Source organism: Acidobacteriota bacterium, from assembly GCA_016715115.1.
Classification (GTDB): domain Bacteria; phylum Acidobacteriota; class Blastocatellia; order Pyrinomonadales; family Pyrinomonadaceae; genus JAFDVJ01.
Genome location: JADKBM010000016.1, coordinates 296,953 through 309,630 on the forward strand (window position 1 = coordinate 296,953; position 12,678 = coordinate 309,630).

The following is a 12,678-nucleotide window of genomic DNA, read 5'->3' on the forward strand; positions in this document are numbered from 1 at the left end:
CTTATGAGAATTCTAAACGTATTGGCTCTATTATTCGTCATTTTGTGCTCGTTCGGCATTCGTGTGGCAAATGGACAACCCACATGTCCCAAAAGCAATCTGAACCAAGGCAGATGTGAAATAGAGTCGCTAACGGTTGAAAAGCAAACTATATCGCAAGTTCTGAACACGATCGCTTATGAGTACGATGTTCGGATTGGTCTTGAGCTTTCAAACAACGACGATCTCACACGCACTTTGTCGTTTTCGGTGACGAACCGCTCCTTAACAGAGGTGCTCGACCTTATTACGCAACAAATGCCGTCTTATAAATGGGAGTTTCGTGGCGAGGTTATCAACTTTTATCCGAAACCCGAGTTCCGAGATGCGTTTTTGTCTGTCCTGCTGGAAACCAGGATTAATTCTTTCAAAGTCAAAAAACGAATGAGCCGTTTGGAGTTGAGGAGGTCACTGGCGGAAATTCCTGAGATAAAAATCCTCGCAAATTCCAACGGTTTGATTTTTGACATTAGCGCGATACACATCAGTCAGTTTAAGCCGTTCGATCAGACAAAATCATTTAAGGTGAAACGTCGCACACTCAGTGTGGTTTTGAACAGGATTGTTCTTGCCGGTCAAACAAAATTCTGGGTACTCTCCCGATACGGAGAAGGCAAGAAAATACTGGATATTGGTCTTTGATGACCGAAACTGATATTTCCAAACCATACACTACAGCTTCTAATGATCGGTGCACAGAACGTACGTCAACAGCAATCCGCACTTTTTTTCGAGGTGAGACAATGGAAAGGAAGCAGTTTTGGCGCGTGCTGCCGAAGATGGCTCAAAATCGATTCATTCGAGTCGGCGTAGGCTTGGGGATCATTTTGCTGATCGTTTTTGTCTTATGGATCGGCAACAAAGAAATTACTCCCGAAAACTTCTATTTCCAACCGTTTCTTGTAAAAGCATTCGTCGTTATTAATCTGCCGGCGATATTTTTGGCAGGATTGCCATTCGGCCTGGCCTTTGGTGGTAATGTCCCGGAACCTACAAATTGGCTCCTCGTGGTTTATTATGGATTCCTGATTTGTTGCTATCTGGCGCAGTGGGCTTTCTACGGATTGATCGTTTCCCTTTTTCGACGTGCGAAGTAGTTCGGGAGTTCATTTGGTCCGGCAGGAAAGAAAGACAAACGCCGATGAGACTTCCGTTATTTCGGATTTTGAAAATCGACTTGTTAGCCTACTCGCGAAGATCAACAGGGCTCCGGCGCATCTGTGAAGAAAATTTCATCGGCTGAAACGACCGTTTGCGTTTATGATGGAAGCGGAACGCTTGTGGCGGAATACACGGCTCTGGTCGGCAACGATCCGGCCCCGACGCCGCAGGTAAGTTATTTGACAGCAGATCATCTGGGCAGCCCGCGGGTGGTGACAAACCAGAACGGCGAGGTGATCAGACGAACCGACTGGATGGCATTCGGCGAAGAGGCCTTCCGATTTTGGATTTGCGATTTTGGATTTTGGATTGCTCGGGCTTGGTTTTGTTCTTTGAAATTTACGCGGAATCGGGCCTCGGCTACGACGAGGTTCCCGAGACTCGGAAAGGCTATACGGGTTACGAAAAGGACGAAGAATCGGGCCTCGATTTCGCGCAGGCGAGATACTACAACCCGAAACACGGCCGCTACACCTCGGTCGACCCGCTGACCGCCTCGGCCAACGTCAAGAACCCGCAGACGTTCAACCGCTACAGCTATGTTCTTAATTCGCCGTACAAGTTTGTTGATCCGCTGGGGTTGATCTCGGAAACAACCGGTGCATATGGTTCAGCAGGACAGTGCGATGCGTCGTACTCAAGCTGTTACGATTCGTCGAATTCCGGAGGCTTCGCTGACCCGACCGAAGAGCCGGCTGCCGAAAGCCAAACGCCGAGCGCCGGTGAACCGCTTGTCAGCGATGAAGATACGGGCGACGAACCGCAAGCTGAACCGCCGGCCCCGCCACCGCCCCCAACTACACCAACTGAAGATTTTGTGGTATCAAATGTTGATGAATTAGAACGCCAGACAGAGCAGGGCAAGGTTGCCTATCTCGATTCAAACGGCGTTGCCCAATGTGCGCGATTACCAATCGCTTGGGAAATCGATCAATCTGAGACTCCGATACTCGGATCAGTTTGGGCAAGAGTTGTTAGCGACGAGGATCGGCAGCGGCGGCTTTCTGAAAACTGGATTTCAGGATCACCGGCAAATTATGGCGCAGGGATCGCAAAAGGTACGGTGTTGGCGACTTTTAAGCAAGGCAAGTATTCTCAGACCGATTCTGGACAGGGTGGTGAGAATCACGCAGTTATCTTCTTGAATTGGGAGACACGGAATGGGGTCAAGGGAATGCGGGTTATTGAACAACGTAGTGACAAGAACGGAAAAGCCAAGATCAATTTCATCCCATTCGATAATAGTCAGCCTTACCACAGTAACGCATTCCGATTCAGTACAGTGAGGATAAAAATGAAGGAAGGTCTTTTGTAAGGGAAAAAGGAGATCCAAAATGAAGACGAAGTGTTACGTATCGCTCACCGAATTCTCGGCCGATTTGCTACGCTGGTCAGTTTTCCTGATTGCGACAGCCGTGGTTGTATTCGTCGGATGCGGTAAGATTGAGTTGTCCGAAAGAGCATCATCGGACATGAATGTGAAGGATCCGTGTTGGTTTATGACGCTTAATGATAAGTCAATCGACTACAAGACGATCAGGGAAAGGCAGGACCGCGAAAGCTACGGATATTCCGAGGCGACGGAATTGTCGTACGCGGTCGAGGTGTTTAATAGTGAGATCGGATGTTTTCGAGACTACGCGGAGTTTCCACTCCTAACGGTCGACGAACTTCGAGCCGCAGTTCTCGTAGGCTTGAGTGAATCCGCCAGCGAGGAGCAAAGAAACAGACGGAGCGCGATTTTGAAAACGTTGCTGTCCGAAGGAAAGCTTCCGAAAGGGAGCCTCATTCGCGCGGACAACGGGGGGCGGATTCAGGAATACGGCCTTTTCAAAACAAAGACAGTCGAAGCGAAGGGGATTCGAATCTCTTTGCTCTTGGATCTTGATACGAGTGGTCCGGAAGCCTTGTCCGGAAATCCCAGCGATGTGATCATCATTCGAAAGGCATTCTCGGGAATCGTGCCAGTCGATTGACGGCGGACACAAATATCGGATGCACGATGCCGTCAACCCATTTGGGATTCGCGATTCTGGGTGAATTCTTCGAAATGCGAATTGTATTGAGTGGACTGACAACACGTAAGTTATTTGACAACAGATCATCTTGGAAGCCCGCGCGTCGTGACAAACCAGAACGGCGCGGTGATCAAACGAACCGACTGGATGGCGTTCGGCGAAGAGGCCTTCCGATTTTGGATTTGCGATTTTGGATTTTGGATTGCTCGGGCTTGGTTTTGTTCTTTGAAATTTACGCGGAATCGGGCCTCGGCTACGACGAGGTTCCCGAGACTCGGAAAGGCTATACGGGTTACGAAAAGGACGAAGAATCGGGCCTCGATTTCGCGCAGGCGAGATACTACAACCCGAAACACGGCCGCTACACCTCGGTCGACCCGCTGACAGCCTCGGCCAACGTCAAGAACCCGCAGACGTTCAACCGCTATTCTTACGTCCTCAATTCGCCGTACAAGTTCACCGATCCGCTGGGGTTGATCTCAAGCACGACCGGCGCCAACGGCGGCGCGTGGTGCAGCACCTGCGACTCGCAAGACGGGCCGGGAGGGTTCCTTGAAGAAGATTCCGCGGGACCGGCTGATTCCGGTCCGGCACCGGAAAGCACCTCGAATGACACGAACGGCCCGCCCGCAAGTAACAATGTTCATTCGCCCGAAACTCAGCCGTCAGCGACACCACCACCACCTCCTCCTCCTCCCGTAGGCGACTTCGACAATATCAGCGTCAGTATGGTGTTCAGTATCTCAAACCGCCTTTTGACTGTGACCGTTAAAAAGCACGTATACAACGGCGACGACATCGTTTCAACATACGAATTTGGTGGATCTTCCGGTACAGGGGAATGTTTGAACAATCCCGACTGCGCGGTAGATGATGAGAAAAATAAGGACAAGGGACCAATTCCAATTGGAAATTACACGATAGCCAGTTCGAATATGGTGGATCTAACCGAACCGGGCGCTTCCAAAACCGGGAAGCTTTTAGGCACTAGAGTGCGGAAGGTTTTTGGAACAGCGGTTACTCCAGATTGGGGCAGCTTCAGAATCTCAATACAACCGGATGAGAAGCTTAAGGTCCGCAGTGAGTTCTTTTTGCACGGCGGTTCATTTCCCGGGTCAAAAGGTTGCATTGACATCGGCGGCGGAGAATACGATGACGACAATACCCAAACTATGATAAAAATCAAGGCGGGTGATATTGACGGGAAGATTCCGTTAAAGGTGATCAAATGAAACCGAAGCTGATAAAAAGAGCAGTTTGGGTTGCAGTTCTCTTACTTGTTTCCCTGATTGTCGCAGGGTGCTTTGTACGAGAACGAGAACCCCTAGCGGAGCTGCCGGCTGACTTCGAAACCTATGAAGGCGACCAGCGCGATCCGCTGATTCTTGCAGGAGATAGGGCGGTACCGAGGGTGCTTGAACGGATCCGCGACAAGAAAATGCCTCGCCGCCCAGCTGCAATACGATTTCTCGGAAACGGCAGGTACGCAAGCGCGCTCCCCGTGCTGATCGAATTGTTCTCCGATTCGAGTGATCCGGACAGAGAAATATTACTCACGCAAATTTTCAGAATTGACGAATCCGAAGGCACTCGCTTGGCAATGCGGTCATTGAACGATAAAGGCGTTCTCGGAAAATCGGCCCGTGAAGTGATCGTCCGGGAACCTTATCTCTATGAGCGAAGGAGCTTTATCCAGGCTTGGTTAGCGTATCGTGGTATGGAACCACACGATTGACGGCCCCGACGCCGCAGGTAAGTTATTTGACAGCAGATCACTTGGGCAGGCCGCGCGTCGTGACAAACCAGAACGGCGAGGTGATCAAACGAACCGACTGGATGGCATTCGGCGAAGAGGCCTTCCGATTTTGGATTTGCGATTTTGGATTTTGGATTGCTCGGGCTTGGTTTTGTTCTTTGAAATTTACGCGGAATCGGGCCTCGGCTACGACGAGGTTCCCGAGACTCGGAAAGGCTATACGGGTTACGAAAAGGACGAAGAATCGGGCCTCGATTTCGCGCAGGCGAGATACTACAACCCGAAACACGGCCGCTACACGTCGGTCGACCCGCTGACCGCCTCGGCGAACGTCAAGAACCCGCAGACGTTCAACCGCTATTCATACGTTCTCAATTCGCCGTACAAGTTCGTTGATCCGTTGGGGTTGATCTCAAGCACGACCGGCGCCAACGGCGGCGCGTGGTGCAGCACCTGCGACTCGCAAGACGGGCCGGGAGGGTTCCTTGAAGAAGATTCCGCGGGACCTGCGGATTCGGGTCCTTCCGATACACAGCCGTCGGTCAGGCCGCCGGCTTCGCCACCACCGCCAAGGGCCGAGCAAGATCAGGAGGCGCAGCTTCGTTCCCAGTTTCCGGCACTCAATCGAGCAGATGGTGCAGTTGTCAGTGAGGCCATAGTCGATGCCCAAAATGCGACAGATGGTTTTTTTCGAACTGTGTTAGTCGTTCGTTTTAGACGTACAGGGGACACCACTACTCCCGATCAAGCACTTCGAAATATTGTCCCATCAACAGCGTCAAGTATTAGTGTCACCCGCGACGCAAATGGGCAAGTTGAAACGGCTTCGGTTGCAGAGAATGCCATTTATGATGGCAGAACATCAACACTTTTGGTTGATGATGATAATGATTCTAATACTCCTGAGATCACTGTTTCCCAGTTGTTCCGGAATAATTCCACTGTTAATGCAATTACTTTCGCTGGATACATTTTCGTTGGACAAGGATTCTTTAATCAGAGCGCCGATGGTAGAGCAAAAAGTGTTATTCACGAAGCCGTGGTTCATAAAGGGTTTGGAAGAAACGATACCGATTTCGGGCCCACGAGAACCCAGGGATCACACGCTATAAATGCAGTTATTGACACATTCTTTTTTAGGCGTAATCCTGTTCAGATAACGATAGAACGTTAATTGATTACCCGCAACAACGGTTATTTTGAGAACGCCATAAAAAGCATTGAAACAAAAGGCCCAATGGAGGTTGGAAATGAAAAAGGCGAGCGCAACAGTTTTGTCCATCATCTCTCTTTTCTTTTCAGGAAGTTCCCAGAACGTACAGAAAGACGAAGTTTTCGTTTCAAGTTGGAAAACGGGAAACGAAATGATTACGGAGCAGACCGTGCAGATCAAAATAACGCCTGAAAATCCAAGTTATGAAAAGGAAGTTCTAAGTGACTCAGGCAAAGTTTACAAACTGCTCATCGTACCAAACTATTCTAAATCCTTAAAAGGAGAAAATTGGAAAGTGGAACTCCGTGAAGTTGGCTTTGACAAGAGTAAAAATGTGACAAGTCTCGGTGACGATTTGCTCTATGTTGAGCGTCCTGGTGAAGTTGGAGATAATTTTCCACGAGGCGATTTGATAGCGTATTTCTACCCAAATAGTAAGAACAGCATACTAATCAATAATGTTCCTTGGATTGAGGGAGTTCTACCAATATACCCAGTAAATGTTATAAGAACTATTCAAGTCGAAGATTTCTTGGTAATTCTTCGAAGCGGAGAAATACAATTTAACGCTAAAGATAAAGTCAAAGTAGATTTGTTTGAGATTTTCATTGAATTCACGAATACCTGTAACAGAAGTAAATAAGCAATCGGACTAACCGTATTCAATGGCTAAAACCGTCGTTTTGTTTACGACTCCGCTTCGCGTCAAAAAACCGAAGTCATTCTTCAGGACGGATCTTCGGTCAAGACGGGTTACGGCGTTTCAACTTCGTGCGTCATCGGAGTCACCAAGACGACACGGACAGAACGTACGTCAACAGCAATCCGCACTTTTTTTCGAGGTGAGACAATGGAAAGGAAGCAGTTTTGGCGCGTGCTGCCGAAGATGGCTCAAAATCGATTCATTCGAGTCGGCGTAGGCTTGGGGATCATTTTGCTGATCGTTTTTGTCTTATGGATCGGCAACAAAGAAATTACTCCCGAAAACTTCTATTTCCAACCGTTTCTTGTTAAAGCATTCGTCGTTATTAATCTGCCGGCGATATTTTTGGCAGGATTGCCATTCGGCCTGGCCTTTGGTGGTAATGTCCCGGAACCTACAAATTGGCTCCTCGTGGTTTATTATGGATTCCTGATTTGTTGCTATCTGGCGCAGTGGGCTTTCTACGGATTGATCGTTTCCCTTTTTCGACGTGCGAAGTAGTTCGGGAGTTCATTTGGTCCGGCAGGAAAGAAAGACAAACGCCGATAAGACTTCCGTTGTTTCGGATATTGAAAATCGACTTGTTAGCCTACTCGCGAAGATCAACAGGGCTCCGGCGCATCTGTGAAGAAAATTTCATCGGCTGAAACGACCGTGTGCGTTTGATGGAGGCAGTCACTCGTGGCTGAATACACGGCGCTGGTCGGCAACGACCCGGCCCCGGCGGCGCAGGTCAGTTATTTGACAGCAGATCATTTGGGCAGCCCGCGCGTCGTGACAAACCAGAACGGCGAGGTGATCAAACGAACGGACTGGATGGCATTCGGCGAAGAGGCCTTCCGATTTTGGATTTTGGATTTTCGATTTTGGATTGCTCGGTTTTGCTGACAACAAGAGTGCAAGGGCCGTCATGATTGCGGTGTTTTCAAGTGGTCGGGGAGCTTTGTTTGATAATTATTACTCGTCCAACGGGACAACCATAGTTTATACGAATCCTGGCACCGGCTACCTCAATGTTACTCTACGTTCACTGCGAACATCGTTAGATTAGCAAGCCTCGAAGAAGCAACGTCAATGGCGAATGTGACCCTCAGGAGAACTGGGATAGGCATGCCGCAAGCGGCCGATGCGAGCATTGACTCAAGGGTTCTTCCGATACCGCCTGCTCCGTCAGGCAAAAAGAAGCGCAAATGACGCTAATTATGCGAGTTGCGGCATTTGCGCTTCATCGTGAGTGTCTGTTTGGGAGATTGTGCAGTTTTGAACGAATCATGATGTGTACACATATTCGGATGGCAGTTATGGTCAGAGAAAAGGTTTACGTACCGTGAGGTAGTATTTATGAAAACTCCTGGTTTATTGACAATACTTTCGATTCTGCTCTTTTGCGGATTTGGTTCGTCGCTCTTCATTGTTTCTCAGTGTTCAGATCAGCGTTCGTCGACGAATCGACAAACAATTCAGACTGATACGCCGCGAATATCGGTGGAAAGGCTGGAAAACGGATCATTTATCAACCGGAACGGATGGTATGTACCGGATACAGCAAATACCCGGAAAGCTACCCCAGACGTGAAAAACTCGAGCTCCGAACAGGGCAAGCCGGTTCAAGTTCTAATTACTACGTTTACACCGAACAACTCGGTCTTGTACATGGAAGAGTTTTTTGCCAACGGAGTCACTCGGCTTTACGGCGAGTTGGTGCTTACGCGATTCGAGGAGTATCGCGCTAATGACAAAGTCTACTCTTTTCGAATAACGGCGAAGAATCGCGAAACTGCCGCCCAAGTGAATGTCCGTGACCACAATGAGATGCTGCTTTACCGGATTGTTGATTCCGATGGAGACGGAACGTTTGAGACACTCTTCGACGATGATCGAGAGGTGGCCGTTCCGAATTGGGCTAGCAAATAGAGGCCGCAGACGTTTAACTGGGACCGTTTCGGCAACAGAACATTCGACGCCGCCAACACGACGACCATATCGGTTTCAAACACGGTCACCAATCCTTCGGCGAGCACCGCGAGGAACAGGCTCAACGGCCATACTTACGAGCCCGCCGGAAACCTGACGGTCGATGCCGAGAACAAACGGTTCGTCTACGACGCCGAAAACCATCAGACAAAGTCCGGGACGAAGCCATAAACAATAAGAAAATCGCGAGAACTAAAATGCTCATCGGAGTCGAATTCCGATGAGCATTTTGCATAAAGACCATAAAACCGACGAATCAGAGATCAAATTCAAGTTTCTTTCGGACTCTGTACTGAAGGCCTTCGAGAAAGACAACGCATTTTGGATTTATGATTTTGGATTTTGGATTGGCCGTGATCAAAACGTTCGCAGGAAGCGACATGTGTTCGATCACTTATCGGGACGTCACGCGTGAACGCGTAACTCCTACGGGCCAAATCGATCGAAATTCTGCCGGAGGATTCCGCGGCCGGTGCGCCGCAGATACCCGAGGCCGATCAAACGGAAGAGATGCGCAAACAGTTGGCCGACGCCCAGACGCGTGAGGCCGATCTGCGGACGCAGTTCGACGAAGCAAACGGAGATCTCGAAATCGCGAAAGCCGGGCTGAAGGCCGCGAACGGGCGAGGAATACACCACCCGTCCAATCCCCGCCGAAAAAGCTCCTGCGACCTCGCGGCGGCTTGAAGAACCGCCGACGACGAAGATTATGGCGCGGATCCGTTCGCTGAAAGGCACCTTTGATCCCAAATTACGTAATAGAAAATTTCTTTCCCGCAAACATCACTCCAAAAACGCGAAAAATGGCATTTTTGATCTTGTTTTTCGCGTATTTCCCGTATTTCGCGGGAAATTGCTTTTAATGAGTAATCTGGGTTGATAACCGATCTCAATATTCCGGCCGAATACTCCTTCGTCAATTTGGGATCGACTCCGATTTTTGAAACTCAGGTTGACATCAAGAGATATTAGAATTAGAATAATTCTAAATTTGGAGGATATATGGCACTACATAACACAAAAATTGACATTACAAAGGCAAAGCGAGAGAAGATCGTGGCAATCCTGAACGCCAGGCTCGCCGACGCGGCGGACTTGAAATCGCAGGCCAAGCAGGCCCACTGGAACGTGAAAGGGATGAATTTCATCGCGCTCCACGAGCTTTTTGACCGCGTGGCGACGGAGGTCGACGTCCACGTCGACGATATCGCCGAACGTATCACGACGCTTGGGGGAACGGCCCTTGGGACAGTTCGTATGGCGGCCGCGAGTTCAACGCTCGCGGAGTATCCGGCGGAAATCACCGACGGTGCGGCGCACGTCGACGCGCTTTCGACGGCGCTCGCGGATTTCGGCAAAAAGGTCCGGGCAAACATCGACGAAACCGACGAACTCGGCGACGCCGACACCGCCGATCTTTTCACCGGCGTCTCACGCGGGATCGACAAACTTCTGTGGTTCGTCGAAGCGCATATTCAAAGCTGAAAAGGGAAAAGCGAAAGGGCAAAGGGGAAAAGGCAAAAGGCAAAGGGGAAAAGGCAAAAGGGGAAAAGGCAAAGGGCAAAGGGGAAAAGGCAAAGGGCAAAGGCAAAAGGGGAAAGGCAAAAGGGGGAAAGGCAAAGGGGAAGGGCAAAGTAAAAGGCAAAGTGAAAGGGCCCTCTTTTGCCTTTGCCCTTTGCCTCCCCCTTGCCTTTTGCCTTTCCCCTTTGCCCTTTGCCCTTTCCCCTTGCCCTTTGCCTTTTGCCTTTGCCCTTTGCCTTTTCCCCTTTGCCCTTTGCCTTTTCCCCTTTGCCCTTTGCCTTTTCCCCTTTGCCTTTTGCCTTTTCCCCTTTGCCCTTTGCCTTTTCCCCTTTGCCCTTTGCCTTTTCCCCTTTGCCCTTTGCCTTTTCCCCTTTGCCCTTTGCCTTTTCCCCTTTTCCCCTTTTGCCTTTTCCCCTTTTCCCCTTTTGCCTTTTCCCTTTGCCTTTTGCCTTTTGCCTTTCGCCACGCCGTCAATAATCAAAGACTATATTGCAGAACGCCTTGACGCCGACGTCGAGCCTCGAATCGTCGATGAAAAAATCCGGCGTGTGATGCGCGGCCGAGTCTTTCGGATCCTTCCCTTTCGGCAGTCCGCCGACGAAAAAGAAGAACGCCGGCGCCTTCGAGCCATAGTACGCAAAATCCTCGGCGCCCGTAACCCATTCATTTTCTGCAACATTCGACTTCCCCGCCGCCTTCTCAAGCGATGGCACCATCTTCTTGACGAGTTCGGGCGTGTTGAACGTGACCGGCGTTTTGACGTCGATCTTCACCTCGGCCATCGCGCCCATACTCTCGGCGATCTTTTCGGCCGTCAGCTTTATTCTGGCGTGAACGTCTTTCTGGATATTCGAATCGAGCACGCGGATCGTCCCGGCCATCGTCAATTCCTCGGGAATAATGTTCTCGCGGACTCCAGCGTTGATCTTCCCGACCGTGATCACGACCGGCGATTTGGTCAGCTCCGATTGCCGCGAGACGATCATTTGCAGTCCCTGAACAATCGACGCGGAAACCGCGATCGGATCGACGCCGAGCCAAGGGTACGCGCCGTGGGTCTGCTTTCCCTTGATCTTGATCGAGAACCAATCGCTTGACGCCATTATTGCGCCGGGTTTGAACCTGATCTGCCCGATCTCCGTTTGCGCGTTGATGTGGATTCCGAAGATGGCGTCGATCTTCGGATTGTCCATCACGCCCTCGCGAACCATCAGATCGGCGCCTCCCTCTTCGCCCGCCGGCGGGCCTTCTTCGGCCGGCTGGAAGATGAAAACGACGGTTCCCTTGATCTTGTCCTTCATTCCGGCCAGCACCTCGGCCGCGCCCATCAGCATCGCGACGTGCGTGTCGTGCCCGCAAGCGTGCATCACTCCGACCTGCTGGCCGTTGTATTCGGCCTTCTCTTTCGAAGCAAACGGGATCGGCGCTCTTTCGGTCACGGGCAGACCGTCCATATCAGCTCTCAATGCAAGTGTCGGTCCCGGCAGTGCGCCCTTGAGGATTCCGACGACCCCGGTTTTCGCGATTCCGGTCCGAACCTCGAGACCGAGACGCCGCAAATGTTCTTCGACAAATTTCGATGTTTTGAACTCCCGATTCGAAAGCTCGGGGTATTGATGCAAATGCCGCCGCCATTCGACTAACTTCGGCAACAGTTTATCGGTCGCGACGTTGATCTCGCGGCTCATATCGAGCGCCGGAACGGTACCGACACAAATGACCGCCAACAGGAATGCGGCAAACAGGACTCTCATTTTGATTTGGATCTCCCGGAATTTGAAACGTTTCGATTCTAGCTTACTTCTACCGAAATCCGAAAGAATCCGTGGTAAAATCGCCGCCGTATGAAAAAACCGTTCGGCTGGATGTGGAAATCGATGCTGACAGCGATTCTTTTGATGGTCTTGAACGTCGCGGCTCACATCGCTTATATGATCATCTTCGGAATGATCATTAATCCCGGAAATGAACCGGTATTTTATGAGGAGCACGCGCGATCGACGGCGCCTTATTCCGCGATCATCGCCGGATTCCCGTTGACCTTCGTCGCGGCGCGCCTCTTGGCGGCGTGGGTCGGACGCGACGATGCGATGCGTGCGGCTCTTTCGATGTGGGCGATCTATTTCGGCGCCGACCTGCTGATAGTCGCATCATCGGGCAGTTTCACCGCGATCGCGCCCTTTTTTGCAGTTTCGTTCTCGACCAAACTTCTCGCGGCATATCTCGGAGTCTTGGTTTATCGCCGGTCGGCGTAAGAATCCCGCCGATCATCGTCACGTCTTCATCGGTGCAG

Annotated in this window: 14 protein-coding genes; 12 read left to right on the forward strand and 2 right to left on the reverse strand. The window is 50.6% G+C overall.

What is annotated here, in order from left to right:
- Positions 1-3: 3 nt before the first annotated feature.
- From IPN69_19140 to IPN69_19185, 10 genes are all read left to right on the forward strand, one after another.
- Positions 4-681 (forward strand): hypothetical protein, encoded by a 678-nt coding sequence (locus tag IPN69_19140; protein MBK8812826.1) that lies wholly within the window; start codon positions 4-6, stop codon positions 679-681.
- Positions 682-782: 101 nt separating this feature from the next.
- A complete protein-coding gene (locus tag IPN69_19145; protein MBK8812827.1) occupies positions 783-1,136 on the forward strand; it encodes a hypothetical protein in 354 nt (117 codons plus the stop codon).
- A 347-nt stretch (positions 1,137-1,483) separates the two neighbouring features.
- Positions 1,484-2,515, forward strand: coding sequence for an RHS repeat-associated core domain-containing protein (locus tag IPN69_19150; protein ID MBK8812828.1), 1,032 nt, complete (start codon positions 1,484-1,486; stop codon positions 2,513-2,515).
- A gap of 19 nt (positions 2,516-2,534) precedes the next feature.
- On the forward strand, positions 2,535-3,176 hold the full coding sequence (locus IPN69_19155) for a hypothetical protein (protein MBK8812829.1): 642 nt from the start codon (positions 2,535-2,537) through the stop codon (positions 3,174-3,176).
- Positions 3,177-3,436: 260 nt separating this feature from the next.
- On the forward strand, positions 3,437-4,450 hold the full coding sequence (locus IPN69_19160) for a DUF2778 domain-containing protein (protein MBK8812830.1): 1,014 nt from the start codon (positions 3,437-3,439) through the stop codon (positions 4,448-4,450).
- Complete coding sequence (locus tag IPN69_19165) at positions 4,447-4,953, forward strand: hypothetical protein (protein ID MBK8812831.1); 507 nt, start codon at positions 4,447-4,449, stop codon at positions 4,951-4,953. Before IPN69_19160 ends, IPN69_19165 begins: the two co-directional genes overlap by 4 nt.
- A gap of 130 nt (positions 4,954-5,083) precedes the next feature.
- Positions 5,084-6,148, forward strand: a complete 1,065-nt coding sequence (locus tag IPN69_19170; GenBank protein MBK8812832.1) for an RHS repeat-associated core domain-containing protein — start codon at positions 5,084-5,086, stop codon at positions 6,146-6,148.
- Positions 6,149-6,224: 76 nt separating this feature from the next.
- Positions 6,225-6,830: a hypothetical protein gene (locus tag IPN69_19175; protein MBK8812833.1), complete on the forward strand. Its 606-nt coding sequence runs from the start codon at positions 6,225-6,227 to the stop codon at positions 6,828-6,830.
- Positions 6,831-7,037: 207 nt separating this feature from the next.
- The gene (locus tag IPN69_19180) at positions 7,038-7,391 is read left to right on the forward strand and encodes a hypothetical protein (GenBank protein MBK8812834.1); all 354 of its coding nucleotides are present in this window, start codon (positions 7,038-7,040) and stop codon (positions 7,389-7,391) included.
- An 840-nt stretch (positions 7,392-8,231) separates the two neighbouring features.
- On the forward strand, positions 8,232-8,804 hold the full coding sequence (locus tag IPN69_19185) for a hypothetical protein (GenBank protein MBK8812835.1): 573 nt from the start codon (positions 8,232-8,234) through the stop codon (positions 8,802-8,804).
- Positions 8,805-9,290: 486 nt separating this feature from the next.
- Here IPN69_19185 and IPN69_19190 read toward each other — a convergent pair whose 3' ends face one another.
- Positions 9,291-9,602, reverse strand: a complete 312-nt coding sequence (locus tag IPN69_19190) for a hypothetical protein (GenBank protein MBK8812836.1) — start codon at positions 9,600-9,602, stop codon at positions 9,291-9,293.
- A 264-nt stretch (positions 9,603-9,866) separates the two neighbouring features.
- On the opposite strand from IPN69_19190, the gene dps reads away from it, so the two are divergent.
- Complete coding sequence (dps, locus tag IPN69_19195) at positions 9,867-10,349, forward strand: DNA starvation/stationary phase protection protein Dps (GenBank protein ID MBK8812837.1); 483 nt, start codon at positions 9,867-9,869, stop codon at positions 10,347-10,349.
- Positions 10,350-10,855: 506 nt separating this feature from the next.
- Here the strand turns inward: dps and IPN69_19200 are convergent.
- Entirely contained in the window at positions 10,856-12,139 is a 1,284-nt protein-coding gene (locus tag IPN69_19200) for an amidohydrolase (GenBank protein MBK8812838.1), read from the reverse strand.
- 90 nt (positions 12,140-12,229) lie between these two features.
- Between IPN69_19200 and IPN69_19205 the strand changes: the two genes are divergently transcribed.
- Positions 12,230-12,640 (forward strand): hypothetical protein, encoded by a 411-nt coding sequence (locus IPN69_19205; GenBank protein MBK8812839.1) that lies wholly within the window; start codon positions 12,230-12,232, stop codon positions 12,638-12,640.
- The last annotated feature ends 38 nt before the right edge of the window (positions 12,641-12,678 follow it).

Bases quoted from the DNA above. Each gene is read 5' to 3' on its own strand.
- IPN69_19140 (MBK8812826.1), top strand. From the start codon at position 4: ATGAGAATTCTAAACGTATTGGCTCTATTATTCGTCATTTTGTGCTCG.
- IPN69_19145 (MBK8812827.1), top strand. From the start codon at position 783: ATGGAAAGGAAGCAGTTTTGGCGCGTGCTGCCGAAGATGGCTCAAAAT.
- IPN69_19155 (MBK8812829.1), top strand. From the start codon at position 2,535: ATGAAGACGAAGTGTTACGTATCGCTCACCGAATTCTCGGCCGATTTG.
- IPN69_19165 (MBK8812831.1), top strand. From the start codon at position 4,447: ATGAAACCGAAGCTGATAAAAAGAGCAGTTTGGGTTGCAGTTCTCTTA.
- IPN69_19175 (MBK8812833.1), top strand. From the start codon at position 6,225: ATGAAAAAGGCGAGCGCAACAGTTTTGTCCATCATCTCTCTTTTCTTT.
- IPN69_19180 (MBK8812834.1), top strand. From the start codon at position 7,038: ATGGAAAGGAAGCAGTTTTGGCGCGTGCTGCCGAAGATGGCTCAAAAT.
- IPN69_19185 (MBK8812835.1), top strand. From the start codon at position 8,232: ATGAAAACTCCTGGTTTATTGACAATACTTTCGATTCTGCTCTTTTGC.
- dps (MBK8812837.1), top strand. From the start codon at position 9,867: ATGGCACTACATAACACAAAAATTGACATTACAAAGGCAAAGCGAGAG.
- IPN69_19200 (MBK8812838.1), bottom strand. From the start codon at position 12,139: ATGAGAGTCCTGTTTGCCGCATTCCTGTTGGCGGTCATTTGTGTCGGT.
- IPN69_19205 (MBK8812839.1), top strand. From the start codon at position 12,230: ATGAAAAAACCGTTCGGCTGGATGTGGAAATCGATGCTGACAGCGATT.